This is a genomic window from Peribacillus sp. FSL E2-0218 (genome assembly GCF_037992945.1).
GTDB classification, from domain to species: domain Bacteria; phylum Bacillota; class Bacilli; order Bacillales; family DSM-1321; genus Peribacillus; species Peribacillus simplex_B.
Genome location: NZ_CP150304.1, coordinates 4,076,986 through 4,102,493, shown reverse-complemented (window position 1 = coordinate 4,102,493; position 25,508 = coordinate 4,076,986). Strand labels below are relative to the sequence as shown.

Below are 25,508 nucleotides of genomic sequence, written 5' to 3'. Positions count from 1 at the left end.
CGAAATATTCGATTGACCGCAATAGTAGCCAGCTAATGTTAAACGATGAACTGGTTAAACAATCTTTGCTAGCATCGACAATTTAATTCATTTTATAATGGAATATGTTGTTAATGTGTAGTATACATGATTTTTACAGCATGCTTCATGTACATGTAAAGTGATGAAGGGAATGAAAAAAGAAGCTTATTCTTTTAGAGAAGATTTGCAGCAGTTGGAGAAAAGTGTCCTCTTATTTAACAATAAAGAGTGCAAGTACCTGTCATTATTATCCCAACAAAACGAAAGAGAGTGATGAAGTTGATATTTAGAACCATAGATATCGATAAAGATAAGGAAACAATCGTTGCATTCAGGAAGGATTCGTATGTTGTAAGTTTTGGGTCTGAAGAGGGTTTTGGAGATGAGCGATCGTATTTGAATAGAATTAAAGAAAGGGTGCGCCAATTTCCGGATGGGCAGGTGATCATTGAACGGGATCAGGAGCCGATCGGACAGATGGAGCTTCAAATTCGGGAATATGAAGGTACTGAAATTGGCTATGTGAATCTGTTTTATCTTATTCCCGAATACCGGAGTAAGGGGCTTGGCAAGGAATTGGTCGGCTATGCAGAAACCTTTTTCAGGAAGTTCGGGGTATCCGAATATCAGTTAAGGGTGTCTCCGGATAATCAACGCGCGGTTCGGTTCTATACGAAGTCAGGAATGGTGAAGCTAAGGGAAGAAAACGAAAAATATCTTGTATGGAGAATGAGGAAATCTTTATAATAAATTATATTGATATAATAAAAAAATAATAAATAAACTATCCTGTCAAAATTTTTTGAATGATGAAAATGGTGGTTGACTTTAGCTGGATTTGAAGATATAGTGAAGGACATAATTAAATATAACGTTATTTCTTATCAAGAGATGTGGAGGGACTTGGCCCTATGATACCTCGGCAGCGGGTTTTTACTTTTGTAAAAATACTGTGCTAATTCCAACGGACGAAAGTTTGAAAGATAAGAAGGAGCTTTTCTTAGATAATTAAATTAAGAGTTTACTCTTTTTTATTTCTAAAAGAGGCCTCTTCTGTCTGATGACGGAGGAGGCCTCTTTTGTTTATTCATGCAAAGCTCTTCTCTGATAATGAAATCGAAAAAACGAACAACTGGGGGGAGACAGGATGATTGAGTTTCAACATGTTAAAAAGGTTTACGAAACGAAGAAGCAGACCGTCGAAGCATTGAAAGGCATCGATTTGACCGTCGAGAAGGGGGATATATTCGGTGTAGTCGGTTATAGCGGGGCCGGGAAAAGTACGTTGATCAGGCTAGTCAACCTGCTGGAACATCCTTCAGAAGGTAGGGTAGTCGTCGGCGGGAAGGAGCTCACTTCATTGAGCCCGAAGGAATTACGGGCAGAAAAGAAGAAAATCGGGATGATCTTTCAGCATTTCAACTTACTAAACTCGAAGACCGTTTTTGATAATATTGCTGTACCGCTGGTTTTATCGGGCACGCCAAGTAAAGAGATCAAAGAGCGGGTAAGCGAGCTGCTTGAGTTCGTCGGCTTATCGAGTAAAGCAAAGAGCTATCCGGAACAATTATCCGGCGGTCAAAAGCAGCGGATTGGGATTGCACGGGCATTGGCCACCAACCCATCGATCCTTTTATGTGATGAAGCGACATCCGCATTGGATCCGCAAACAACGAGTGCCGTGCTGCAGCTCTTGAAGAAAATCAATAAAGAATACAATATCACCATTCTGCTCATCACCCATGAAATGTCCGTGATCAGGGAAATTTGCAATAAGGTGGCAGTGATGGAGGGAGGCTTCGTGGTTGAACAAGGCTCCGTGTTCGAGGTGTTTGCCAAGCCCAAAACGGCTATCGCCAAAAACTTCGTGAGAACGGTGATCCATGATGAGATTCCGCAAAGTTTCCTAAAAAGGATAGGGACGCACATTCCGATTATTTGGAAAATTAATTTTATTGGGACTACTTCCGGCACCCCGCTGCTTTCTACGATCTCAAAGAAATATGATGTTCACTTAAGTGTTTTATCAGCCAATATTTCTGAAATTCAAGAAACGCCGTTTGGGAATTTGATCATCGAAGTGACGGGTGACAAGCAAGAGGTAGCCAAGGCTTATCAATATATTAAAGATGAGGGGATTCTCGTCCAGGAGGTGCAGGTAAATGGGTAATACACTTTGGGGAATGGAAATAACGGCAGAGCAGCTGTCGACCGCTTTCGGCGACACTCTTTATATGGTAGCCCTCTCGTTGATTTTTTCCGGGCTGATCGGGCTTCCGCTTGGCGTCTTGCTCGTCATAACAAGGAAGGGTCACATCATGGATAATAAATGGATCTTTAATGTATTGAACCCAATCATAAATATTGTGCGATCGGTTCCTTTCATCATCTTACTTGTCGCAATCATTCCTTTTACTAGATGGATCGTAGGCACTGGAATCGGTTCGAATGCAGCGATTGTTCCGCTTGTTTTTTACGCCGCTCCTTATATTGCCCGGCTCGTCGAGAACTCCCTGTTGGAGGTGGACAAAGGAATCATCGAGGCAGCCCAGGCAATGGGGGCAACAACATGGCAGATCATCCATCGCTTTTTGATTCCTGAGGGACTTAGTTCGCTGATCCTAACCTTCACAACAGCGACAATCGGGCTTGTCGGAGCTACTGCGATGGCAGGGGCCGTTGGTGCTGGCGGGGTCGGAGATCTAGCTTTGGCTTACGGTTATCAAAGATTCGATACGATGACGATGGTCGTCACGGTAGCAGTGCTCGTGATCATCGTTCAATTACTGCAATCCACCGGGAACTTCGTTTCCAGAAAAATCAGAAGAAGATAAATATATCAGGAGGTAGGAGACATGAAGAAAATTTTAGTAACGATCATGGTATTGGCATTTGCGCTCGTGACGGCAGCATGCGGAAACGAGAAGGGGGCATCAGGCAGTTCAGATGATGTGAAAACCGTGAAAGTCGGAGTCAACAGCGGGGATACGAGAACGTGGGAGTACATTGTCGAATTAGCCAAAAAGAAGAACCTGAATATCGAGCTGGTCACGTTTAATGATTATATCCAACCAAACCTTGCCTTGAGCGAGGGCGAAATCGATGCGAATTCATTCCAAACGGTCGCCTATTTCGATGAATTCATTCAAGATCAAAATTTGAAATTGGAGGCCATCGGGTCTACCGTCATTGCGCCAATGGGCCTTTATTCGAAAAAACATAAAAGTATAAAAGATATTCCAGATGGTGCCACTATTGCCGTTCCGAATGAAGCAACGAATTGGGGCCGCGGCTTACTCCTTTTACAGGAAGCGGGCTTGATTACATTGAAAGATGAATTCAATGGGTCGGGATCAGCGAATATCATTAAGGATAATTCGAAAAACTTGAAAATCAAACCTGTTGCTGCCGGAAGTACGCCACGTTTGCTGGATGATGCCGATGCTTCCACCATCAATAGTAACTTTGCCGTGGAAGCGGGACTTAACTTAAAAGATTCATTATTCCATGAAAGTAAAACGGCGAAACCGTATATCAATATCATTGCCGTCAAAAAGGGAGATGCCGATCGTCCTGAACTGCAAAAATTAGTCGAACTTTATCAGTCGAAAGAAGTGGAAGCGTTCATTAAAAAAACGTATAAAGGAAGCTCGATTCCGGCATATGTGACGGTCGATGAATTATTGAATTACCAAGATTCCTGGACAAAACCAGCTAATGAAAAATGATGTAAAGATCGAAAGAGCCGGATGCAATATAGGTAGCTGTCCGGCTTTTTCATTAACAGAAAAGGGGAGATAGCAATATGGGAATTGAATTAGTGAAGTCGCCTCAGCAAATCATTGCCGATCACATCGATGAACATTCCAAATTATATGTGGAAACGAGTCAGGCGATCCATGCCAAACCAGAAATTGGCAATCAAGAGTTCTTCGCTTCGGATACGTTGACGAAATTGCTTCAAGCGGCGGGTTTTGAAGTGACCCGCGATATAGCTGGACACGAAACAGGATTCATCGCCAAAAAAACCTCTTCCAAGCAAGGACCCACGATTGCCTTTTTAGCCGAATATGATGCACTGCCGGGGTTAGGTCATGCCTGCGGCCATAATATCATCGGGACGACGAGTGCGGCGGCAGGCATTTCCCTCGCTCAAGTGCTGGAGGAAACAGGCGGTCAGGTGATCGTGTTTGGAACGCCTGCCGAAGAGGGAGGTCCCAATGGAAGCGCAAAGGGCAGCTTTGTGAAGCACGGCCTATTCGATGAGGTCGATGCTGCGATTATTATCCATCCGGCCGGAAAAACGGGTGTGACAAGTCCATTTTTGGCTGTCGATCCTCTTGATTTTCACTTTTACGGAAAAGCGGCACACGCTGCGGCTGCACCGGAACAAGGCGTGAATGCACTCGATGGGGTCATCCAGTTGTTCAATGGCATTAATGCTTTGCGCCAGCAGCTTCCATCCGAAGTCAAGATTCACGGAATCATCACCAATGGCGGGGAAGCGCCTAACATCATTCCGGAATATGCTTCCGCGAGGTTCTACATCAGGGCGACAACATGGAAATTATGCCAGGAAGTATCCGGAAAAATCCGTGATATTGCAAAAGGTGCAGCACTTGCCACAGGAAGCACCGTCAAAGTCGAACGGTTCCAGAATGAAGTGCTCGATTTCATCATTAATCCGGTTCTGGATGAGGTGCTGAAGGAAGAACTGACTGAATTAGGAGAAGCGGTGGCACCAAGAAAAGAAAATGGTTTCGGTTCGACGGATGCAGGTAATGTTAGTCATGTGGTCCCGACGGCCCATCCTTATATCAAAATCGGGCCGGATGAGCTGATTGCCCATACGAATGAGTTCCGCGACTGCGCCAAATCCCCAAGAGGGGACCAAGCCATCCTCACTGGTGCAAAGGCACTTGCCCTTACAGGGTATCGATTGATTTCGGATAAAGACCTGTTAAATAAGGTAACGGCTGCATTTCAGGAAGCGAAGCAAAAGGCTGAATGAAATTTTGAAAACAAGAAAAAAGTTGTTGACTATGAAGCAGAGAGTTTGTAACATAAGAGACAATAATACTTAGTAAACTAATAAGAATTATAGGTTAATTGACCGGATAACCGGAGACTTTTTCTTTCGTACAAAGAGATGTCTCCGGTTTTTTTTATGTCAGGTCAAGAGAAGTACGCAGTGGTGTTCATAATAAGGGAGGGTTTTATTATGGGGATGAGATTACGCAAAGCAGTCGAAACGAAACGGAACTTTCTGATCAATAAGTTGATTAACGAAGGGATTTATAAAAAGAACGACATCCATCTATTTGAATGGACCTTGACCGATTTAGAGGAGGAATATAGGAAATTAAGGAAAACGAAGCAGATTGAAGCCAATCCAGAGGATCATCCCCCCTGTATGATCGAGCATTGGGCCATCCACTGAAACAAGCAAATAAAGAATAGGAGCGGGTGAAATGAAGAAGGATGCGAAAGAAAGACAACGGGAATTAATTTATAAACTTAGGATCCATCACCTCTACAAGAGTGAAGAGCAGCTTTTGAAGCTACCCTTACATGAATTGGAAATGGAATACAAACGGGTGCAATCGGACTGTCATCCCCACAGTGATTCGGGTTCGATTAACTGGATTCATGCAAAACGTTAACACTTCATGTTCCGCAAAAAATCATTCATGATGCTAAATGCCTTATCGGCTGATTCGGCATCATAGTTGGAAGTATAGGAGTCACTAACTTCCACTGAAAGTATGTATATCGATAGGCTTAGCTTTTAAAATTGAAATCAATTCGTCCACATCAAAAGATCGCTCTTCTTGAGCAAAGAATAGCAGTACAGGGCACTGTGGCACCAATTCGCTATAATTCCTGATCCGAGAACCGTAAAATCCAACGATTCCATCGACACATTCTTCCTCACTGCATATCCAGGCCACAGTCGCACCTGCACTGAACCCAATGATGAAAACGTGTTTGTAGCGGATAAGTATTTCATTCAGGGCCCCAGTGATACCAACCTTCTCTCGAAAATGTCGATAAGCTGCCTCTTTTTCAGAATAACCAAAAACTAGCTCTCGTTCCTCGAATTCGGACAAATGACAGCGAAACGCTGATTTGCCAATGCGTCATAAACATCATGCCTATTGAAAAACTCGAATAGGGCGAATCAAGACATGCCACAAGAAAAAGGAAATAAGTCTTACAGAAAGGAATATAAATTATGATAAATGATTCAGGAAGCAACAACCATTTTCCATCTATCCAGTTAAGGACGGGAGGATGATCATGATGCCGATAAAAAAAGCCTACGGGTATGTGACAAGAATCAATAAGGGAGAGACACAGGTATTGGTTTTCCAACATCCCATAGCTGAAGCGGGGATACAGATACCGAAGGGTACAGTGAAGTCTCAAGAAGATGCGTACCAAGCGGTGATTAGGGAAATAAAAGAAGAAACAGGTCTGGAAAATATTCGTGTCGAGGATTTAATTGCCGAGGATTTGTGGGAGAACGCAGATGGCGCCATCCATCATAGATCTTTTTATCAAATCCGTGTATCGGACGTTCCTGATGAATGGGACCATCAGCCACAGGGCGGCGGAGATGAAGCGGGGCTGACCTTTCATTTCTTCTGGATTTCATCCGAACATGAAGTGGAACTTATTAAAGGACATGGAGATTATTTAAACCTGATATTCACCTAACCCATCCGTTTATTACAAGCGGCCAAGATCATCCTTGATCATGGCCGCTTGTTCTTTATGATCAGGTTTGATTTTCGGTCATGAACGTTTTTACGGTTGGCGGCTCATATGTATTGAATTGATCAAGAAGTCCACTTGGTTCAACATCTACCAGCGCCATGGAACGGAACTTTTCATGCAGGAACTGTTCGTCGGACATATGATTGAATAAAGCGACTAAAGGATCATAATAGTGATTGATATTTAAGAGTCCGCAAGGTTTTTGATGAAGACCAAGCTGAGCCCAAGTGAATATCTCAAAAAACTCTTCCAATGTTCCTGGCCCGCCTGGCAAGGCCAGGAACCCATCTGAAAGCTCGGCCATTTTCGCTTTTCTTTCATGCATGGATTCCACGACGATCAGCTCGGTTAAGCTCTTATGTGCGATTTCTTTTTTCTCTAGAAAATCGGGCATTACGCCAATCACATTACCGCCTGCTTCCAGAACGGAATCTGCAACCGCCCCCATGATTCCGACACTTGAGCCCCCATAGACAAGGGTAATCTCACGTTTTGCCAGCTCCCTGCCCAGTTTTTTAGCTTCTTCAACATAGACAGCAGATGCACCTTTGCTCGATCCACAAAATACAGCTAGACTTTTCAAAATATCACATCTCCCATTTAGTAATCTTCCTTTCTTATCATACAAAATTCAAGGGGGTTTGTTAAACTTGAATGATTTAATGAAAGGTGGATGCATAGGAACGTCACTGAATTTCAACATGGGGTAAAAGAAAATTATGAAGCCCGATGATGGTCGGGAGTGGGCATCTTCATCATTCGCATTGGCTTTTTGGCAGAAGAAACCGGGGAGGGAGCTCGAGCCATTCGCTCCCTTAAGATGGGGTGGGATAGACCCAATGAAGTTAATGGCTCGTTTGAAGTGAACAAACAGCAGCTAACCGAGAATTGGGGGATGTGCAGGGAAACATGAGCGTGATTTGAGAATGAATACAATCTTCCTTTGGAAAGAAGTGTTGAGTGCCCATAAAAAGAAACGATCTGAACGCTATAATCTTAGATGGCATTCAATAGGTGAACAAAGGAGTAGAAGAGCTGTGACCATCAGTTCTTCTTTTTTGGTTCTAAAGAAGTGTATGTATATATTTTTTCTAACATTATAGAAAGAGAATAAGTCTTTTTTCCTTATTCCATCGAGCGTAATTCACAAATTTTGGGTACTACGCTCGATTGAGATTGGGTTTTATTGGGTATACACTAGCATGGATAGGAATGAACGTTCATTCCGCATTTTCTGGATGAAAGGCTGATTCAATATGATAACTGCAGCAAATAAACGAGACAGCATCGTGTCCAGCGCATTGGAACTATTCGCCGAAAGAGGATATGATGCGACGACGATCCCGATGATCGCCACGAAGGCAGGGGTCGGAGCGGGTACCATTTATCGTTACTTTGAAAATAAAGAAGTGTTGGGCAATAAGATTTTTCAAGGGTATGTGGATATTTTTACGGAGACAATCAAGAGCGGATTTCCACATGAGGATTCCATTCGTAATCAGTTTCATCACATTTTCAAGTCAATGGTCCATTTTACAAACGAGCAGGACCAAGCGCTTTATTTTATAAAAATCCATAGCGGGGCCCATTTCTTAAATGAGGAAAGCCATTCTAGTTTTCAAAGTCTTTTGGATCTATTTAAAAACTTCTTTGATTTAGGTAAGGATCGAAAAGAAATCAAGCAGCTTCCCTCTTCCGCCTTGATCGCCATCATATATGGAGCATTTCTTGAACTGCAGCGACTTGTCCGTATCGGGGAGTTGGTACCTGAAGCGAAACTTTTGGCAGATGTGGAAGAAAGCTTTTGGGATGCTGTCCGCCTGCATAATTGAGATAGGTTCGATTTTTCAGCCATTAAGCGGAATGAACGTTCATTCCGAAATATTAGTAAATAGAGGTGCTAAGCATGACAAAAACAACTCAAATACCACAGCCAAAGACATATGGCCCTTTAGGGAGCCTGCCTGTCATCGATAAGGATAAACCGCTTCAGTCGTATATGAAGCTGGCGCGGGAGCTTGGACCGATTTTTCAATTTCAATATCCGGGCCGAATCGGTACATTCGTATCAAGTGCAGCACTAGCTAAAGAAATTTGCGATGAAACCAGGTTTGATAAGAAGGTTGGTCCGGCACTGCAAAAAGTGAGGGCATTTGGTGGTGACGGCCTCTTCACAAGTGAAACGGCGGAGCCGAATTGGAAAAAGGCGCATAACATTTTGCTCCCTAGCTTTAGTCAGCAGGCCATGAAGGGCTATCATGCTAAAATGGTGGACATCGCCGCCCAGCTGATCCAAAAATGGGCTCGCTTGAATCCGGCAGATGAGGTTGATGTGCCTGAAGATATGACCCGTTTGACCTTGGATACGATTGGTTTATGCGGATTCAATTACCGCTTTAACAGTTTTTATCGCGATACCACCCATCCGTTCGTGGCCAGCATGGTCAGATCGCTCGATGAAGCGATGAGTCAAACACAGCGGCTCGGCATCCAGGATAAACTGATGGTCAAATCGAAAAAACAATTCCGCGAAGATATTCAATATATGTTTTCGCTCGTGGATGAATTGATTGCCGAACGAAAGCTAAACGGCGATCAAGGCGAGGATGATCTTCTTTCCCATATGCTCAAGGGCGTCGACCCTGAAACGGGAGAGACGCTGGATGACGAAAACATCAGATATCAGATCATTACATTCTTGATCGCAGGACACGAAACGACGAGCGGTCTCCTATCATTCGCCATCTATTTCCTGATGAATAACAGGGACAAATTGAAAAAGGCGCAACAGGAAGTCGACGAAGTGCTCGATGGCGGAATTCCGGATTACAAACAAGTCAAGAAGCTGAAATATGTCCGGATGGTGTTGAACGAAACGCTTCGCCTATGGCCGACAGCTCCGGCATTCACTGTTTATGCGAAGGAAGACACCGTGCTTGGCGGAGCATACAAGGTGAACGAAGGGGATGTGTTCTCGCTTCTCGTTCCTGAACTCCATCGTGATTCATCCGTTTGGGGCGATGATGTCGAATCGTTCATTCCGGAACGTTTCGAGAATCCAAGCTCGATTCCTTATCATGCGTATAAGCCGTTTGGAAACGGGCAGCGCGCCTGCATCGGACAGCAATTTGCACTTCATGAAGCGACGCTTGTGCTCGGGATGGTCTTACAGCACTTTGAATTGATTGATCATAAAGAATATCAATTGGACGTTAAAGAAACGTTGACGCTTAAACCGGACGGATTAACGATGCGCGTATCACCAAGGAAGCCGTTGATGTCGCTTACCGTTGATCCTCCTGAACCGGTTTCAGCAAATAAAGGAGCCTCGGCCCCTTCAGTCACATCCGCTCATGGCACACCATTGCTCATCCTGTTCGGATCGAACATGGGAACAGCTGAAGGAATGGCCAGAGATCTCGCAGAAACAGGGAAACAACAAGGATACCATACGGAAGTTGCCCCTTTGAATGATTATGTCAATCAACTTCCCCGCGAAGGAGCTGTCCTGATTGTCTCGGCTTCTTACAATGGAAATCCCCCTGATAATGCGGATGACTTTGTTTCAGCGTTGAAGGAAAGCGAGGATGGCAGCTTGGATGGAGTCCGCTATGCCATCTTTGGATGCGGAGACCGTAATTGGGCTACCACTTACCAACGCATTCCGACCTACATCGATGACCGGCTGGAACAAAGTGGAGCCATTAGATTGTCAAAAACAGGCTATGGAGATGCAAGTGATGATTTTGAAGGGGACTACGAGAATTGGACGGACGCCCTTTGGCCAAATCTTGCTAGCACCTTTAGCATTGAAGTCAATACGGATGATCGGGAAACAAGCTCGATTACGATGAACTTCGTCAGTGATGTAAGCGGCACACCACTCGCCCGCACTCATCATGCCATTACATCGATTGTCAAAAGGAATGTGGAATTACAACATGCGGATAGCGGAAGAAGTACACGACATATCGAACTGGCGCTGCCAGATGGCGTCGAGTATCAGGAAGGCGACCATCTCGGGGTCCTTCCGCAAAATCCGGCGGAACTTGTCGAGCGAGTGCTCAGTCGATTCGACCTGAACGGCCAAGACTATATCAAGCTTACAGGTGATTCTGGAAAAGCTGCCCATCTCCCTACGGAAATACCGGTAAAACTAGCGGAAGTACTATCAAACTATGTCGAGTTGCAGGAACCCGCCACCCGGTCCCAAATACGGGCCCTTGCCGCACATACGGTATGTCCACCGCATGTAAAAGAGCTTGAAGCGCTGCTGGATGATGGCACCTATAAACGAGAAATCTTGGGCAAGCGCATGACCATGTTAGATTTAGTTGAAAAATATCTAGCATGTGAAATCCCATTTGCAGGATTCCTGGCATTGCTGCCGCCTTTAAAGGCAAGATACTACTCGATTTCAAGCTCCCCGCTGCATAAGGAGGGGCAAGCGAGCATCACTGTCAGCGTCGTCCGCGGAAATGCATGGAGCGGTAACGGCGAATATAAAGGCGTTGCTTCCAATTACTTGGCGGGGCGCGCTGAAGGCGATAAAGTAGCCTGTTTTATCCATACACCGCAATCCAACTTCCAGCTTCCGAACCAACCTGGAAAACCGATCATCATGATCGGACCTGGAACAGGAATCGCGCCGTTCAGAGGATTCATTCAAGCCCGCCGCGCCCTGAAGGAGAAAGGCGAAACACTAGGAGCCGCCCACCTGTACTTTGGCTGCCGCAATCCGGAACACGACTTCCTTTATCAAGAAGAACTCGTCCAAGCCGAACAAGATGGACTCGTAACCTTGCACACAGCCTTCTCAAGATGCGAGGGCCAAGAAAAAACATACGTTCAAAACCGCCTCGCGGAGAACGCTCAAGACATTCTTCCTTTATTAACTGAAGGCGGACACCTATACATCTGCGGAGACGGAAGCAAAATGGCCCCTGATGTTGAACGAACATTGATCGAAAGCTACAGGCAATTCCAACAAACAACCCAGCAAGAAGCATCCGTCTGGCTGCAGTCGTTAGAAGAAAACGGCAGATATGCAAAAGATGTCTGGGCAGGAGCATAAATCAACAAACAAGCAGCGACTCCCACAAGGGACTCGCTGCTTTTCTCTTTATATACCAAAATAGCATTGATGAGTACGCGCCGAAATGGAAGAGCAAAGCCTCAAGCGCAAACTCACGAGTAAAATACTTGAATTCACGAATAAAATGCCCAAACTCACGAATATAGTAGCTGAATTGGCCAGTAAGGCACCAAATTTGTGAGTAAAGCACCTAATTTCATCGACGAATCGCCAAAACTCACGAATAAACGCGGCTAATAGATGTAATCCAAATTCCTCAAACTGGACATAAAACGGTCCAATGGTGTAAAACCAATGTTATATGAGTTGCGACTTTCATTTTTAAAAGGTGAAATCGCTTCGTCACGTCTTTAGGCGGCTTACAGGTGGAGGGGATTGGTTATGTTTAAGTATACGGTTTGTTTTGTGAAGAGAAAGAATGAAATCCTGATGCTCAATCGGGAGAAGGCTCCCATCATGGGGGTGTGGAACGGGGTGGGCGGCAAGATCGAAAAAGGAGAAACTCCTGATGAGGGGGCGATGCGTGAGGTGTTCGAGGAAACGGGCATCCGTGTCGGGCACTATTATTCTAGCGGAACGGTAACGTGGCAAACTGCAGGGGCTGACCGGGATGGAATATACGTTTATTTGTATGAAGCGGATGATGATTTAACATATGAATCTCCCCAAAAAACACGAGAAGGGATTCTTGATTGGAAAACGATTGAGTGGATTCTCGCGCCTCATAATCTAGGGATAGCGGAGATGGTCGGGGAGTATTTGCCGGTTTTATTGAAAGAAGAAGGCACCTACTCTTTCATTTACAAAAATGGTCAAACCTATCTTTCGTAATCTTCCTAAAAAGAGATACTACCATAGTGAGTAGTATCTCTTTTTAGTCTATTTTTCGAATATCGTCCCTTTTTTGAAAGGTGATGTTTTATAGGTGAACTTCATCAGAAGGATATAGGCCATGCCTCCCACGACAACACCTATGATCCAGGCGAGTTCCACTTTCAGGAAGGCGGCTCCTGCGCCAATCAGCATGGCTAGCAGTGCGCAGGGATTATACCCGGCGAATGGTCCATCTTCTTTGTACAAGTCGGACACCTTCATTTTTTGCTTTCTTAATAGATAATATTCGACTAATAGAATAGAAACGATCGGACCTAAAAATGCAGAATAAATCAGAATGAACATACCGAGGCCTTTTGCCGAGGAATCCTGCACAAGCACCCAAGGAAAGGAACATGATGCGAGCAGTCCGGTGACGATAACGGCAGGCTTATATTTCATGTTTGTCAGTAAAGTAATGACATAGGTGGGCGGAATGATATTGGCCACCATGTTGACCGCAATCGCACCTATGACGATGAATGCAGACACACCGACTGTAATATAAGGATTATCCACGACTATGGCGAACGCCTTGACCGGATTGGATATGCCGGTAGCCGAGGCGAGCATGACACCGATGGTCAGGACAAATCCGTACGCAATTAAAATCGGCGAAAAGTATAAAAATCCACGTTTTGAATCACTAATGCCAGTTTTTAGCTCTCTTGAGTAGTCCGCTGCACTTAAAAAGATCGCTGCATAATTTCCCAAGAACATCATGATGAATGCAAAGAAAGGCAGACCCCATGAGCCTTTGGCATGCACCCATTTTTCTGCGATCACTTCGCTATGGGATGTCAAAAGAACACCGAATACATAGACAAGAGCGAGCATGATGACAAGCGATGCAAGCATTTCCACCCATTTGATGGCATGGAAGCCATACAGGGAAAGCGTGATTTGCACCAGTTGAATCACGACGAAGCATATGAAGACATTATCAAAAGCGCTGCCTGTCATGATCTTGACGATTTCATTTAAGGCGGTACCGCCGATCCAACTTTGGAAACCGTACCAAATGATGGCGGGTATGCCACGCAAAAGTGATGAGAGGATCGCGCCCTTCATCCCGAAAGACATCCTGAGCTGTACAACATAAGGAATTCCCGTTCTGTATCCAATTCGATCATTTAAAGCAAATATGGTGGAGATGATTGCAATGGCAATGGCCGCTGCTGTAAATGTCTGAACGATGTTTAACGTAGCGGTTCCGGCTACGATCAAGCTCGCCCCAAGTGTCATATTGCCTAAATTGACACCATCACCAATCCACATGAAAGTGTAGGAAATTGGACCGACCGTCCTGCCTTCCTCAGTTTTAGGCAGTAATGATTCATCGACATCGGCAGCCTGGCGGATGGCCCCCTCTTCTAGAACGTGTTTTTCTAAATGTGCAGACAATATACAATCAACTCCTTTTATTGTGAGACTAATTAACTATTTTGTGTCAGGAAAAATAACATGTAAAAAGTATATAAAATATTGAATTATTAGTCATTAGAATAATTGTGAAATTTCAGTTAATTAATTGTGCTAATTAACTAAAAATGATAGAAAGCCATACAAATCAATGGAAATAACAACTCGTGAATACCTTAGCCCCTTAGACTTAAGAAAGTGACGGAGTGATGAAGGCGCGATTTACAATAGCACATCCATTCCAATGAGGTGGAGCCTATAACCTATATTCGATTCCGGGAGGGAGGTTTTTTTGATGGAAGAATATCGATCGTTGGGGAAGATTGAGCATTTTAGTCAGTTATTTGTGCATGATACCTTTTGTCATAGAGGGTTCACAGCTCATGAAGGTGTTTATATGGGCCATTTCGCAATATACCTGAAAAACAAGGAATATATGTTAACGCTTGCTAATCTAGTGTTGATAGTAGTGTTTTTTTAAACCATTTATAAGGCTACTACTCGGAAATAAAGTGGAAGGAAGATTGCATGAAGCTTTTCAAAGGTAGGTCTGCAACGGAGTCGGCCCATTGGAAATAATGAGCCATACTTGGTTTTTAGATTGCTGCATTTGGATTGCAGTGAATTTTGGATAACATGAGAAAATGAAACGGAGGTGATTTTGAAGATTATCCAAGGCAACCACCCTTGAATCAGGGTGGTCATGACCATTTTTATTTCAGTCCAAGCCCACTTGTTGTTCGCTCCAATGCCAAAACCGGTCTACAAGCTCGTCATCCTGGGCTAGCTTTGAAAGCGGGGCTTCTTTTTCATCATAAAAATAAGAGCCGGAAATCGTCTGGACGCGGTCGCTTGTTGCGAGAAATACAGCTGTTTGTGCACCTCTTTCAGGGGTTCTGAAAAAGGGGACCAATAGCTTGATGAATCGCTTGCCGAATCCGGTGTCCCGATCGACGCCTATATTCGTTGCAACCGCCCCGGGATGCAAGGCGTTTACGGTGACGGATGTATCTGCCAGTCTTTTGGCCAATCCTTTCATGAACCAAACATTGGCCAGCTTGGAACGCCCATATCCTTTAACGACATTGAAGCCTTTGTGAAAATAAGGATCGTCAAAATCGAATGTCCCCCATTTATGTGCTCCTGAAGAAACGATGACAATCCGCCCAGCTTCAGATCGTTTTAATTCATCAATCAGCAAATTGGTCAGCAAAAAATGGCCGAGGTGATTCACTCCTAACATCGATTCGAACCCATCCTTCGTTTCCTGCCGTTTTAAGGTGACGACACCTGCATTGTTAATCAATAGATCAAGAGAATCATGATTTGCCTTAAACGTCTCTGCAAAGTGGTGAATGCTTTCGATGGATGCTAAATCACCAATCATTAGTTCGATACTGCTGGACTGGCTTTCTTCCTTGGCCAATTCAAGCGCTCTTTTCCCCTTCGCTTCATTCCGGCATAGCATGATGACGTGCAGGTCTTTCTTGGCAAGGGCTATCACGGTTGCCAAGCCCATTCCTGAATTGGCTCCCGTTACGATCGCTAGTTTCTTCTCCATCGTTTTGCTCCTTTTCTTTTTCAAAATCGCCTTTATTGTAACTTGTTCCCTGATTGGGAAAAATGAAAACTCTCCAGCTACCGTCTTCTGGACTGGACTTTCGTTTGTGTTCATCCCATACATTTGCTTAATGATCCTTGGTGGGCGGTTTCGATCGTATTCATGAGCATCCACCTGCGAACTAAACGAATGAATCCACTCATTAGGGGCCTTTTTTCTTGATGCTATAGTATCCCTATTTTGGCAAACAAGCAAAAAAAACGGTGGAATAAATCTCGGAAAATCTATATCGTAGAGTGGAGGCAAGGCAATCGAAAAACAGTGTTGTAAGGCTCTGGCCTATCACGCGAGTTCACAGTGTGGTGTTGATGAAGACCCGCCGGATAACCAGTGTAGTTTCAGGAAAAAGGCATCATCAGCGGGCCATTCGGTTGAATGTCTTGAAATTGAGCAAGAAGGGAGCGTTTCGATGGGGATTTTAATGTCGAATGGGAAAAATATCGAGGTGAACTGTTTGAGCTGTGCCGTAACAAGCGGCTTAGCCGAGCCGGAAGGCGGTACCATCATTGAAACGGAATATTTTCACGCCCACCAGGATGTAGCATACCCGATCAAAGGGTTGATCATTTTAGCATCAAAACGCCATATTAAGTGTCTGGATGAGCTGACTGAAGAAGAAAAAATCGATTATATCAATCTATTGACTAAAATCAGGAAGGCTCAAAGAACCGTATTGAACATAGAGTATGTGTATTATTTTTACAATGAAGATACGACGCACCATTTCCACACTTGGATGGTTCCGAGATATGAATGGATGTACGAATTCGGCCGTTCAGTCGAATCCGTAAGGCCCATCCTTTTGCATTCGAGGAATCACTTGAACAGTGAGGAAAATTCCAAGGAAGTGTTGCTTGCGGCAGCGGAGCTAACTAAGGAATTGAATGGAAAATGAATGTCTGGCAGGCTTGGATGATAGGGAAACTGGATTTTCCGGAAGTATAAAAGATGAAGGATATTCTATGATGCGGATAAGGAGGCTTCTTGGCAGCCATTCTTTTAAGACAAACGAAGCAAAAATCGGTTGTATTTCACAATATAAGCTGATCAAAGGAAATCGGAAGTACGGATAGCTTGGATGTTTTCTTTTTGCTTATCTCGCTTTCGCTTGTCATGTAGATGATTGTATACGACCTGTTTCATGAGGTAGGTGGAAATCATTCGATCATTGGAAGCTTCAAACGAATGAGGCGATTCCCACAATTTCTTGAAGGTAATGAACAAAAGATTCTCGGCATTGATTTCAGAACCCGTCAGTTTCAGGGCAGTATTTTTTAACATGTTTTCATATTTGTTGTAAAGCTTTGTAAAGTAAAGTCGATCCCCGTTTAATATGTGGTTAATTACTTCTTGTTTATTCATCATGGCTGTATCCCCGTTCCTGTTTATAATTATAGGTAATAAGTACCTCCCTTTGCGTCAAATGAAACCTTTATTTGAAAAATATTGGAATGTCGCAAAACGCATGCCCGGAAAAGGGGGCATGCGTGATTAGTCATTCCTTAATGATTTCCAACTTTTTCAAAGCTTCCAGAGTAACCGCCTTTGCCGTGCTTCCGCTGCCGTCCAAGTTCGTGGCAAAAGCCCATGTCCCTTTGTCCGTTTCGATGTAACCGACATACCAGCCCAATCCCATATCAGAGAGGCGCGTACCTGTTTTTCCATGAAGGACATAATCATCAGCTTCTTCATTGATCATGATTCTCTTTACCGTTCTCATATGCTGCTTATCGATGGGCAGTTTTTCTTTCACCAGTTTTTCGATAAATTGGACCTGTTCCTTGGCAGATATGTTCAGGCTGCTGTCCAGCCAGAAATGATCGATCCCGCCAGATATATCATGATTGCCGTAATCGAGCATGTTCACATATTGCTGCATGTTTTGTGCACCTATGTCGCGGGCCATTTCTTGATAAAACCAGATCACGGAATACCTCATGCCTGAAGCAAGCGAATGGTCCCTATTCCAATCTTCGAACTCCCGGATCACCCCATCCCACCGCTTCACTTCATATTCATCGCTTACGGCCTTTGTCTGCAGGCCGATCAATGCATTCGCCACTTTAAACGACGACTCCGGAGTATAACGAACGTTACTTCTTTTCTTATTGTACATATATTCTTTATCCGTTTTTACATTTTGGATGATCATCGTGCCATCCACACCGCCGAAGAATTCCCCAATCTGCAGTTCCTTCACCTTATGACCGTTTGCACTAGCATGAACCGTGCTCACAGAACCGGCGACCAGCAGGACAAGAATGAAACATAACGATTTGATATTCATTACACACTCTCCTTTAAGGGTTGGAATGGTATTTTTCCAAAAAATAGGACAATAATTAAATTATATATATGATCTAAGAGAAACGAAACCATTAAATCATGACAACCAAGCAGGGATGCGGCAGGAAGCTGATGAATATATGGGGTGAATGCTGGAAGGGGGGCCTATATATGGAGGTTAATTTAGGGAAAATAAAGGGGATCGAAAAAGATGTGACATACACCCAGATTGAAAACGGAGGTCCCGCTGTTTGTTTTATGTTTTCGGGTGCTGGTTACACGTATGACAAGCCATTATTTTATTATTCGACAATGACTCTTCTTCAAAATCGGTTTGATGTCGTACATATTCATTATTCTTACGAGCAGGATATAACCAAGCAGCAGTTGGTGGATATCACTAAAGTTATGGTTGGGGATTGTTCTCCGGTCATTGCGAAGGTATCTCAAAAAAAAGAATATCAAGAAACTATGTTTTTAGGTAAATCACTTGGTACCATCCCCCTCATTAATGGCTTTATGAAAGACGAGCGGCATATCGATTCCAAAATGGTTTTGCTTACGCCGCTACTGAAGTTCGACCCGGTTTTTGAAGGGGTAATGAGCAGCAATCATCCCATTCATCTAGTGATTGGGGAAAAAGATCCTCACTATGTTCCAGAAAAAATTCAAAGGATCAAAACTAAAACGAACATCAGCATGAATCAATACCCTGATACTAATCATTCATTGGATATCGAGCCTTTTCATACTTCAAGGTCGATAAAGGTTGTAGAAAGTGTCATGAACGGGTTGGCGGAATTCATAAAAAGCAAAAGCTGAGCCTTACCACAACAAACTCCATGTTTTAAATCAAGGTGGTGAACGAAACATAACGAAATTGATTTCATAGGGAGGATGAGTAATGAATAAAGGCACAGATCTGCCGCCAGAGTTGGCGAAGCCTGCACAGCGGGCATTAGCAGGGGCTGGGTATGTACAGCTGGAACAGTTCACCAAGCTGAGCGAGGCGGAAATTCTCAAGCTGCATGGGATGGGGCCGAAAGCGTTGGAGCAGCTTAAGCGTGCACTTGCGGAGAAGGGGTTAACCGTACGGGATGGTTCATGAATTGGTTTTACTCGATGAAAAGCCCAGTTTTTCGCTTGTATCAAGTGGAAAAACTGGGCTTTTTATTAATTGATAATATTTTTTGCGGCAGGAGCAAAGCCTTTTATCATTTGTGTCATATCCTGTGGCGCTAATTGCGGCACTTGATAATAGCGATGCTTGTTTTGATAAAGGAAAATTTCATAGGCCATTTCAACAAAGTTAGGTACACTGTCAGCGATGACCCTTCTAAGCACAGGGTTGGTGATTTCGACAGCAGTCATGGCAAGCAGTGACCCCGTTGATTTGATAAGTCCGAGCATGTGACCGGAAACACCTTGTTCATTCATCTCGTTTACAGATTGATTCGGTTTTTTAGGCTGAGAAGGCGTGAGGCCGTACGTGACGGCATTATTTTGGTGCATTTCGTAAGGCTGGGATACATGCGATGGTTTTTTTCCTGTCGTGAAAGCTTCTACAGCAATGTTATACACATCTGTTACGAATGTATACTGATGGTGAAGGATCGCTTTCAGGTCTTGATCTTTAATGTGCTGGTCAAAGAGTTGGTATTGATCTAATACATTTATGAATCCTGAAAGGACCTCGTGAGCATCAAACAATTCATGACCACCATGGTTCATGTTCGGCACCATGCCTTGTGGCTGTTGGGTATTGGACATATTAGGCTGATTTTGCAAAAGTATTACCTCCCATATTTTTTAGCATACCTCCTTAAGATGGACAGCGATGCCTGAAATTATGTATGTGTTGAATGAGAAAGAGGAGAGGCTTGCTCATTCTGGATCATTCCCTTTAGATTTTTTCTTTACGTCGAATTCGTCCTGCAGTCGATACAATTCGACTTTATATTCTCTTGTGATATCGGTTACAAAATGATTGACATCGTTTTCATTGCATAGTATATTGTAGCTAACGAGAATAAGGATTGTTACTGACTCGATCAGGCATTACCTATGTTGAAAGTGCTTGGATTTTTTTATGCATTTTTAAGATGGGATTTTTTACGTTCCTTTGATGTGGGGGAAGCTTCAATGAAGTTTGTTAAAGCGTTCAATAACAATGTAGCCTTAGTGGAGGATTCCTCAAATTTAGAATGGGTCGTGATGGGAACGGCTGTTGGCTATCAGAAGAAAAAAGGGGACATGATTGATGAATCCCTCATTCGGCGTAAGTTTGTAGCTGAATCTTCGACGGTCCGTAGACCACTTGCACAAATTCTTGACAGCATCAAACCGGAAATCCTTGAGGTATCCGTAGAAATAATCAAGCGAGCCGAAGCTGAAATTGGCGTAACATTCAATACGAATATTTACTTAACTCTTGCGGATCACTTGAATTTCGCCATTGAGCGGAGCGATGCAGGCATTGAATACGCGCAACCAAGCCGTTGGGAAGTGAAAAAGCTCTATCATAAAGAGTACCAGGCGGCAGTGAATGCGATTCGATTTGTATATGATCAACTCGATGTACTTCTTCCTAAAAGTGAAGAAACATTCCTTACTTATCACTTCGTCAATGCCCAAAATGCGCATGCGAAGATTGAAGAAACGATGAAAATGACTGAGGTGATCAATCGAATCATCGACATCGTTCAGTATCACTTTCAAATTAAACTAGATGAAGATTCCATGAACTATTCCAGGCTTGTCACGCATTTACGATTTTTCGTCATACGTCAGCTTGATCACGAACAAGATGGTAACCCACAAGTCGATAACACTTTACTTGATGTGGTGAAAACGAAGTATATGAAGGCATACCAGGCAGTCGGGAAAATTGCCAACCTGCTGCTTAAACAGTACGGCTGGTCACTATCATCGGACGAAAAGCTTTATTTAACACTGCATATATGGCGCGTCACCAGTCGTGCTGAAACTGAATAACCGTTATCTTCACTTGAGGATTGCTACTGACTAGATCAGGCATTACCCAAACAGACTAAGCATGTGATGAAAACATGCTTGGGCATCTGTTTGGGTTTTTTATTGGAAAAAAGGGGGAAATATTTTGGCTACACACAAGGAGACAGCTAAAGAGATTGTGTTGAAAATCGGCGGACGCGAAAATGTGGATCAAGTTTGGCACTGTGTTACCCGACTGCGATTCAACCTTCAAGATAAGAACAAAGTAAAGCTTGATGAAATTAAACAAATTGACGGCGTCATGGGTGCCCAGTTTTCTGGCGATCAGTTTCAGGTCATTATCGGAAACAAAGTAGCTGAGGTTTTTGAAGAAGTGGAGCCGCTTGTTGGGGTTGGCGGTTCGTCTAATAGTAAAAATAGAGAGAAACAAGGGGGAATCAGTCGGATCTTGGATACGATCTCCGGGATATTTACCCCGATCCTTCCAGCGCTTGTCGGTGCTGGCTTGTTAAAAGGTTTTGTCGCTTTATTCATAACCTTTGGTTGGTTTAGTTCAAAAAGTGACACATACGCAGTACTCAATGCAATTGGTGACGGGGTTTTCTACTTCCTGCCCTTCTTCTTAGCCGTTTCAGCTGCACGTAAATTCAAAACAAACGAATATTTAGCACTTGCGATAGCTGGTACATTACTTTATCCCACTTTTGTTGATGCAACACGAGGTATCACGGATATTTCGAATTTTACATTATTTGGATTAAGTTTCGTTTCCATTCCCGTTGTGAACTACGCTTCTAGCGTTCTTCCTATCATCTTAAGTGTTCTGTTATTGAAATATGTATACAAATTTATTCGTTCATGGATGCCTTCATCGATTACGGTGATGTTTTCCCCATTGCTTGCGCTGCTTATCGTCGTGCCTCTCACCCTCTGGTTGATTGGGCCGCTCGGTACAAATATTGGGAATGGACTATCCCAAGTATTTGCTTGGCTCTTTGAACATGCGGGCCCGGTGGCTGGTTTGCTGATGGCTGGATTGATGCCGCTGATCGTTATGACAGGCATGCATTACACGTTCGCACCAATTAGCATTCAGAACATGTCTCTTTACGGGTTTGATAATGTCCTGGCACCCACGATGTTCATTAGTAACTTGGCTCAAGCTGGAGCTGCCTTTGGCGTAGCGCTGCGGACTAAAAATAAGGAATTGAGACAGCTTGGAATATCCTCAGGAATCTCGGCGGTGATCGGGATTACAGAACCGGCAATGTATGGAGTCAACATGAAATTAAAAAGACCATTCTACTATGCGATGATTTCTAGTGGATTGCTTGGTGCTTTTGCTGGTTGGTATGGATTCAAAGCGTTTACCATGGGGGGACTAGTCGGGATATTCTCCATTCCGACATTCGCGGATCCCAGTGGAGAGGCGGGTAACTTGATCGTTGCTCTCGTCATGCTTGCATTAGCGATCATTCTACCCATTATTCTGATTTTGATCTTCGGGTTTGAAGATATTGCGACAGAAGACCAAACTAGTGGAGCTGGGAAAGTTGAAAAAGGATTGGCAGAAGCTGCATCTACGATAACCAGTATGGAAGGTGAATCAAAAACGGCCGATGTATTTTCCCCGTTAACAGGAAAAATCGTTCCTTTAAAAGACGTTTCAGATGCAACATTCGCGCAAGAGATTATGGGAAAAGGGATTGCCATCCAGCCAGCTGATAATCGTGTCGTCTCTCCAGTCCCAGGAATCATCATGGTGTTGCCGGATTCTCAACATGCAGTTGGCATAAAAGGAGATGATGGGCAGGAAATATTGATTCATATTGGGATTGATACGGTTTCTCTTAGAGGAAAACATTTTAAAGCACTTGTTAAAGAGGGAGATCGTGTAATCAGCGGCCAGCCGCTGATTGAATTTGATCGGGATGCCATCCAGGCAGAAGGCCTCGACTCCGTTACGATGATTATAGTGACAAATACAGCAGATTATTTAGATGTCCTGCCAGTCAATGAGAAGGGGCAGATATTCGAAGAGGAACAACTACTTTCGATAGTGAAATAAAGCAGACTTGGAGGGCAAGGGTCTTAGCCCTCCATAATAAAAAATAAACAAAGGACGTGGAGAATATGGCAATGACGGATACTGGATTCAAAAAAGGATTCCTCTGGGGCGGCGCAACCGCAGCCAATCAACTTGAAGGTGCTTTTGATGTTGCAGGCAAAGGACTTTCTACAGCGGATATGATTCGCTTCGTTCCAAAAGAAGAACGCAACGGCTATTCTATGGACGTAAAAGCGGATTACATTGAAGGCGTTCTTGCAGGGAAAATAAAGGATCGTTTTCCAAAACGTACAGCGATTGATTTCTATCACCGCTACAAAGAAGACATGGCGTTATTTGCAGAAATGGGATTTAAAACACTTCGCATTTCGATTCACTGGGCGCGCATTTTTCCGAATGGCGATGACCAACAACCGAATGAAGCAGGATTGAAATTTTACGACGATCTTTTCGATGAAATGTTGAAATACGGCATTGAGCCGCTTGTAACTCTTTCACACTATGAAACTCCGCTTGAATTGACGCGGAAATACAACGGGTGGCATAACCGGAAGCTTATTGGATTCTACACGCGCTATGCAGAGACCGTGTTTACGCGCTATAAAAACAAGGTGAAATACTGGCTCACCTTTAATGAAATCAACGTCATTACACACAGTCCTTACACAGGTGGCGGTGTGCTCGTTGAAAACGTTCCGGACAAGACATTCGAGCAAGTAGCGTATCAAGCAGCCCACCATCAATTTGTCGCTAGTTCCCTTGCCACGAAGCTTGCCCATGAAATCATTCCCGGAGTACAAGTAGGATGCATGCTTGCACGCATGACCACGTATCCTGTCACGAACCATCCGGATGACATCTTATTAGCGCAAAACCACAATGATATGAACCTATTCTTCACAGACGTTCAAGTGCGAGGAGAATATCCGAAGTTAATGGAGCGTTACTTTGAGGAAAATGACATCGTGATTGAAAAGAAAATAGGCGATGATGAGATTATTAAACAGTATCCTGTCGATTTCATCTCATTTAGTTACTACATGTCTATCTCTGTTACTACACAAGGTGAAAAAGAGAGTGTTCTCGGGAATATGGTGAAAAATAGTGTTAAAAACCCTCACCTTGAAACATCCGATTGGGGATGGCAGATCGATCCAAAAGGGCTTCGTTATACATTGCAAGACTTCCATAATCGCTATGGAAAACCGCTGTTCATCGTTGAAAATGGTCTTGGTGCCCATGATAAGGTCGAGGAAGATGGCTCCATTCATGACCCGTATCGTGTTGACTACTTAAGACAGCATATTGAACAAATGAAGGAAGCTGTCAAATACGGCGTTGATTTGCTTGGCTACACGGCATGGGGGCCCATTGATCTAATCAGTGTCTCAACGAACGAAATGTCCAAGCGCTACGGCTTCATCTATGTGGATCAGGATGATGAAGGAAACGGCACACTTGCACGCTCGAAGAAAGATTCGTTCTACTGGTATAAAAAAGTGATCGAAACAAATGGAGAAGATCTATCTTAATCTTCCTATAAACAAAGGAGTCCGCTATAAGCCACTTGTAGCGGACTCCTTTGTTTATTAGTCCCTTTTCGTAAAGATTTCTTATTTAAGGCGAAGCTACTAAATGTTGATTGGAGCAGATTGCGAGACTTCGGCGTCAGGAGTGCCCGCCCTCTCGAAAAAGCGGCATTGAGGGAAATCAACCACAACACACTACTTGAGAAACAGAAATAAAGAATCCTAAAAATTGCTATAATATAGAATAACGACAAATTGAACGACGAAAGGAGAAATCATGGTAGGAGCCAAAACTTTTCATACAATTGATGAATATATCTTGCAATTTCCCGAAGAGGTACAGGAGATTTTGAAAACGGTAAGGAACGTGATAAAAGCTGCGGCACCGGAAGCTAGTGAAAAGATTAGTTATCAAATGCCCACGTTTGCCATACATGGCAACCTGGTCCATTTCGCGGCTTATAAAAACCATATCGGATTTTATCCGACACCGAGCGGGATCTTGGCCTTTGAAGATGCTTTATCGGACTATAAACGGTCGAAAGGGGCCGTTCAGTTTCCGCTCAACAAGCCGATTCCTTATGATGTAATAAGTGAGATCGTTACATTCAGGGGGAAGGAGAATATTAAAAAAGCCGAAGCCAAAGCGAAAAAGAAATAAGTACGTTCAGCGCCATTTTCGAATCGGTTAAAAAAGGGGCGGTTTTTCCTTATGAAGTATCGCTTTTTCTTGTGCCGGAATGTGTGTAGAATTTGATCGCCTTCTGCTTGCCCTGCGCTCCGGAACCTGATAATTCTCAAACGTGGTCGACTTATGATAAGCTTGTATTATCGGAATTA

26 protein-coding genes and 1 riboswitch are annotated in these 25,508 nt (G+C 43.7%); of the genes, 19 read left to right on the top strand and 7 right to left on the bottom strand.

All coding sequences use genetic code 11. The features are described from left to right. Positions 1–300 precede the first annotated feature (300 nt). The 7 genes from MHI53_RS19675 to MHI53_RS19645 all read left to right on the top strand — a co-directional run bounded on the left by MHI53_RS19675 (position 301) and on the right by MHI53_RS19645 (position 5,684). Positions 301–768 carry a GNAT family N-acetyltransferase gene (locus MHI53_RS19675; RefSeq protein WP_061141055.1) on the top strand — a complete coding sequence of 156 codons (468 nt, stop codon included), beginning with the start codon at positions 301–303 and terminating at the stop codon, positions 766–768. Positions 769–899: 131 nt separating this feature from the next. Continuing rightward, positions 900–1,011: riboswitch (SAM riboswitch) on the top strand. A 157-nt stretch (positions 1,012–1,168) separates the two neighbouring features. After that, the gene (locus tag MHI53_RS19670; protein WP_061140817.1) at positions 1,169–2,191 is read left to right on the top strand and encodes a methionine ABC transporter ATP-binding protein; all 1,023 of its coding nucleotides are present in this window, start codon (positions 1,169–1,171) and stop codon (positions 2,189–2,191) included. Between the two features lie 13 nt (positions 2,192–2,204). Beyond that, positions 2,205–2,855: a methionine ABC transporter permease gene (locus tag MHI53_RS19665; RefSeq protein ID WP_061141054.1), complete on the top strand. Its 651-nt coding sequence runs from the start codon at positions 2,205–2,207 to the stop codon at positions 2,853–2,855. 21 nt (positions 2,856–2,876) lie between these two features. Continuing rightward, positions 2,877–3,749, top strand: a complete 873-nt coding sequence (locus MHI53_RS19660) for a MetQ/NlpA family ABC transporter substrate-binding protein (protein WP_340372032.1) — start codon at positions 2,877–2,879, stop codon at positions 3,747–3,749. Between the two features lie 77 nt (positions 3,750–3,826). Beyond that, positions 3,827–5,032, top strand: a complete 1,206-nt coding sequence (locus tag MHI53_RS19655) for a M20 family metallopeptidase (protein WP_061140816.1) — start codon at positions 3,827–3,829, stop codon at positions 5,030–5,032. Between the two features lie 210 nt (positions 5,033–5,242). Further along, positions 5,243–5,461, top strand: a complete 219-nt coding sequence (locus MHI53_RS19650) for a Fur-regulated basic protein FbpA (RefSeq protein WP_081092292.1) — start codon at positions 5,243–5,245, stop codon at positions 5,459–5,461. Between the two features lie 31 nt (positions 5,462–5,492). Further along, complete coding sequence (locus tag MHI53_RS19645) at positions 5,493–5,684, top strand: Fur-regulated basic protein FbpA (protein WP_100533372.1); 192 nt, start codon at positions 5,493–5,495, stop codon at positions 5,682–5,684. Between the two features lie 84 nt (positions 5,685–5,768). Here MHI53_RS19645 and MHI53_RS19640 read toward each other — a convergent pair whose 3' ends face one another. Beyond that, entirely contained in the window at positions 5,769–6,131 is a 363-nt protein-coding gene (locus tag MHI53_RS19640) for a dienelactone hydrolase family protein (protein WP_260320104.1), read from the bottom strand. A gap of 190 nt (positions 6,132–6,321) precedes the next feature. Between MHI53_RS19640 and MHI53_RS19635 the strand changes: the two genes are divergently transcribed. Continuing rightward, a complete protein-coding gene (locus MHI53_RS19635) occupies positions 6,322–6,741 on the top strand; it encodes an NUDIX domain-containing protein (RefSeq protein ID WP_340372031.1) in 420 nt (139 codons plus the stop codon). Positions 6,742–6,802: 61 nt separating this feature from the next. On the opposite strand, the gene MHI53_RS19630 is transcribed toward MHI53_RS19635, so the two are convergent. Continuing rightward, positions 6,803–7,384 carry a TIGR00730 family Rossman fold protein gene (locus MHI53_RS19630; RefSeq protein WP_340372030.1) on the bottom strand — a complete coding sequence of 194 codons (582 nt, stop codon included), beginning with the start codon at positions 7,382–7,384 and terminating at the stop codon, positions 6,803–6,805. Positions 7,385–7,543: 159 nt separating this feature from the next. Between MHI53_RS19630 and MHI53_RS19625 the strand changes: the two genes are divergently transcribed. The 4 genes from MHI53_RS19625 to MHI53_RS19610 all read left to right on the top strand — a co-directional run bounded on the left by MHI53_RS19625 (position 7,544) and on the right by MHI53_RS19610 (position 12,727). Next, positions 7,544–7,714: a hypothetical protein gene (locus MHI53_RS19625; protein WP_311316463.1), complete on the top strand. Its 171-nt coding sequence runs from the start codon at positions 7,544–7,546 to the stop codon at positions 7,712–7,714. Between the two features lie 343 nt (positions 7,715–8,057). Continuing rightward, entirely contained in the window at positions 8,058–8,633 is a 576-nt protein-coding gene (locus tag MHI53_RS19620; protein ID WP_185113020.1) for a TetR/AcrR family transcriptional regulator, read from the top strand. A gap of 74 nt (positions 8,634–8,707) precedes the next feature. Further along, the gene (locus tag MHI53_RS19615; RefSeq protein WP_340372029.1) at positions 8,708–11,875 is read left to right on the top strand and encodes a cytochrome P450; all 3,168 of its coding nucleotides are present in this window, start codon (positions 8,708–8,710) and stop codon (positions 11,873–11,875) included. Between the two features lie 402 nt (positions 11,876–12,277). Continuing rightward, a complete protein-coding gene (locus MHI53_RS19610) occupies positions 12,278–12,727 on the top strand; it encodes an 8-oxo-dGTP diphosphatase (RefSeq protein ID WP_081092291.1) in 450 nt (149 codons plus the stop codon). 48 nt (positions 12,728–12,775) lie between these two features. Here MHI53_RS19610 and MHI53_RS19605 read toward each other — a convergent pair whose 3' ends face one another. Continuing rightward, complete coding sequence (locus MHI53_RS19605; RefSeq protein WP_061140813.1) at positions 12,776–14,173, bottom strand: NCS1 family transporter; 1,398 nt, start codon at positions 14,171–14,173, stop codon at positions 12,776–12,778. Positions 14,174–14,909: 736 nt separating this feature from the next. Next, on the bottom strand, positions 14,910–15,752 hold the full coding sequence (locus MHI53_RS19600) for an SDR family oxidoreductase (RefSeq protein WP_340372028.1): 843 nt from the start codon (positions 15,750–15,752) through the stop codon (positions 14,910–14,912). Between the two features lie 469 nt (positions 15,753–16,221). On the opposite strand from MHI53_RS19600, the gene MHI53_RS19595 reads away from it, so the two are divergent. Further along, complete coding sequence (locus MHI53_RS19595; RefSeq protein WP_340372027.1) at positions 16,222–16,707, top strand: diadenosine tetraphosphate hydrolase; 486 nt, start codon at positions 16,222–16,224, stop codon at positions 16,705–16,707. 152 nt (positions 16,708–16,859) lie between these two features. On the opposite strand, the gene MHI53_RS19590 is transcribed toward MHI53_RS19595, so the two are convergent. Together MHI53_RS19590 and blaOXA are read right to left on the bottom strand one after the other, a co-directional pair. Beyond that, positions 16,860–17,177, bottom strand: a complete 318-nt coding sequence (locus MHI53_RS19590) for a sigma factor (RefSeq protein WP_340372026.1) — start codon at positions 17,175–17,177, stop codon at positions 16,860–16,862. Between the two features lie 130 nt (positions 17,178–17,307). Then, the gene (gene blaOXA, locus MHI53_RS19585; RefSeq protein WP_061140809.1) at positions 17,308–18,099 is read right to left on the bottom strand and encodes a class D beta-lactamase; all 792 of its coding nucleotides are present in this window, start codon (positions 18,097–18,099) and stop codon (positions 17,308–17,310) included. 170 nt (positions 18,100–18,269) lie between these two features. On the opposite strand from blaOXA, the gene MHI53_RS19580 reads away from it, so the two are divergent. Together MHI53_RS19580 and MHI53_RS19575 are read left to right on the top strand one after the other, a co-directional pair. Beyond that, positions 18,270–18,920 carry an alpha/beta family hydrolase gene (locus MHI53_RS19580; protein WP_340372025.1) on the top strand — a complete coding sequence of 217 codons (651 nt, stop codon included), beginning with the start codon at positions 18,270–18,272 and terminating at the stop codon, positions 18,918–18,920. An 82-nt stretch (positions 18,921–19,002) separates the two neighbouring features. Next, positions 19,003–19,206 carry a hypothetical protein gene (locus MHI53_RS19575; protein ID WP_061140807.1) on the top strand — a complete coding sequence of 68 codons (204 nt, stop codon included), beginning with the start codon at positions 19,003–19,005 and terminating at the stop codon, positions 19,204–19,206. Positions 19,207–19,271: 65 nt separating this feature from the next. On the opposite strand, the gene MHI53_RS19570 is transcribed toward MHI53_RS19575, so the two are convergent. After that, positions 19,272–19,868, bottom strand: a complete 597-nt coding sequence (locus MHI53_RS19570) for a spore coat protein (RefSeq protein WP_061141048.1) — start codon at positions 19,866–19,868, stop codon at positions 19,272–19,274. Positions 19,869–20,240: 372 nt separating this feature from the next. On the opposite strand from MHI53_RS19570, the gene MHI53_RS19565 reads away from it, so the two are divergent. The 4 genes from MHI53_RS19565 (at position 20,241) to MHI53_RS19550 (ending at position 25,329) form a co-directional block, all read left to right on the top strand. Then, complete coding sequence (locus MHI53_RS19565) at positions 20,241–21,092, top strand: PRD domain-containing protein (RefSeq protein WP_185113018.1); 852 nt, start codon at positions 20,241–20,243, stop codon at positions 21,090–21,092. Positions 21,093–21,216: 124 nt separating this feature from the next. Then, positions 21,217–23,139: a beta-glucoside-specific PTS transporter subunit IIABC gene (locus MHI53_RS19560; RefSeq protein WP_340372024.1), complete on the top strand. Its 1,923-nt coding sequence runs from the start codon at positions 21,217–21,219 to the stop codon at positions 23,137–23,139. A gap of 65 nt (positions 23,140–23,204) precedes the next feature. Next, positions 23,205–24,671: a 6-phospho-beta-glucosidase gene (gene ascB / locus MHI53_RS19555; protein WP_340372023.1), complete on the top strand. Its 1,467-nt coding sequence runs from the start codon at positions 23,205–23,207 to the stop codon at positions 24,669–24,671. A gap of 274 nt (positions 24,672–24,945) precedes the next feature. Beyond that, positions 24,946–25,329: a DUF1801 domain-containing protein gene (locus MHI53_RS19550; protein WP_340372022.1), complete on the top strand. Its 384-nt coding sequence runs from the start codon at positions 24,946–24,948 to the stop codon at positions 25,327–25,329. The last annotated feature ends 179 nt before the right edge of the window (positions 25,330–25,508 follow it).

Coding starts and splice junctions, on each gene's coding strand:
- MHI53_RS19670 (WP_061140817.1), top strand. CDS start 1,169: ATGATTGAGTTTCAACATGTTAAAAAGGTTTACGAAACGAAGAAGCAG.
- MHI53_RS19665 (WP_061141054.1), top strand. CDS start 2,205: ATGGAAATAACGGCAGAGCAGCTGTCGACCGCTTTCGGCGACACTCTT.
- MHI53_RS19660 (WP_340372032.1), top strand. CDS start 2,877: ATGAAGAAAATTTTAGTAACGATCATGGTATTGGCATTTGCGCTCGTG.
- MHI53_RS19655 (WP_061140816.1), top strand. CDS start 3,827: ATGGGAATTGAATTAGTGAAGTCGCCTCAGCAAATCATTGCCGATCAC.
- MHI53_RS19650 (WP_081092292.1), top strand. CDS start 5,243: ATGGGGATGAGATTACGCAAAGCAGTCGAAACGAAACGGAACTTTCTG.
- MHI53_RS19645 (WP_100533372.1), top strand. CDS start 5,493: ATGAAGAAGGATGCGAAAGAAAGACAACGGGAATTAATTTATAAACTT.
- MHI53_RS19635 (WP_340372031.1), top strand. CDS start 6,322: ATGATGCCGATAAAAAAAGCCTACGGGTATGTGACAAGAATCAATAAG.
- MHI53_RS19620 (WP_185113020.1), top strand. CDS start 8,058: ATGATAACTGCAGCAAATAAACGAGACAGCATCGTGTCCAGCGCATTG.
- MHI53_RS19615 (WP_340372029.1), top strand. CDS start 8,708: ATGACAAAAACAACTCAAATACCACAGCCAAAGACATATGGCCCTTTA.
- MHI53_RS19610 (WP_081092291.1), top strand. CDS start 12,278: ATGTTTAAGTATACGGTTTGTTTTGTGAAGAGAAAGAATGAAATCCTG.
- MHI53_RS19600 (WP_340372028.1), bottom strand. CDS start 15,752: ATGGAGAAGAAACTAGCGATCGTAACGGGAGCCAATTCAGGAATGGGC.
- MHI53_RS19595 (WP_340372027.1), top strand. CDS start 16,222: ATGGGGATTTTAATGTCGAATGGGAAAAATATCGAGGTGAACTGTTTG.
- MHI53_RS19590 (WP_340372026.1), bottom strand. CDS start 17,177: ATGATGAATAAACAAGAAGTAATTAACCACATATTAAACGGGGATCGA.
- blaOXA (WP_061140809.1), bottom strand. CDS start 18,099: ATGAATATCAAATCGTTATGTTTCATTCTTGTCCTGCTGGTCGCCGGT.
- MHI53_RS19580 (WP_340372025.1), top strand. CDS start 18,270: ATGGAGGTTAATTTAGGGAAAATAAAGGGGATCGAAAAAGATGTGACA.
- MHI53_RS19575 (WP_061140807.1), top strand. CDS start 19,003: ATGAATAAAGGCACAGATCTGCCGCCAGAGTTGGCGAAGCCTGCACAG.
- MHI53_RS19570 (WP_061141048.1), bottom strand. CDS start 19,868: ATGTCCAATACCCAACAGCCACAAGGCATGGTGCCGAACATGAACCAT.
- MHI53_RS19565 (WP_185113018.1), top strand. CDS start 20,241: ATGAAGTTTGTTAAAGCGTTCAATAACAATGTAGCCTTAGTGGAGGAT.
- ascB (WP_340372023.1), top strand. CDS start 23,205: ATGGCAATGACGGATACTGGATTCAAAAAAGGATTCCTCTGGGGCGGC.
- MHI53_RS19550 (WP_340372022.1), top strand. CDS start 24,946: ATGGTAGGAGCCAAAACTTTTCATACAATTGATGAATATATCTTGCAA.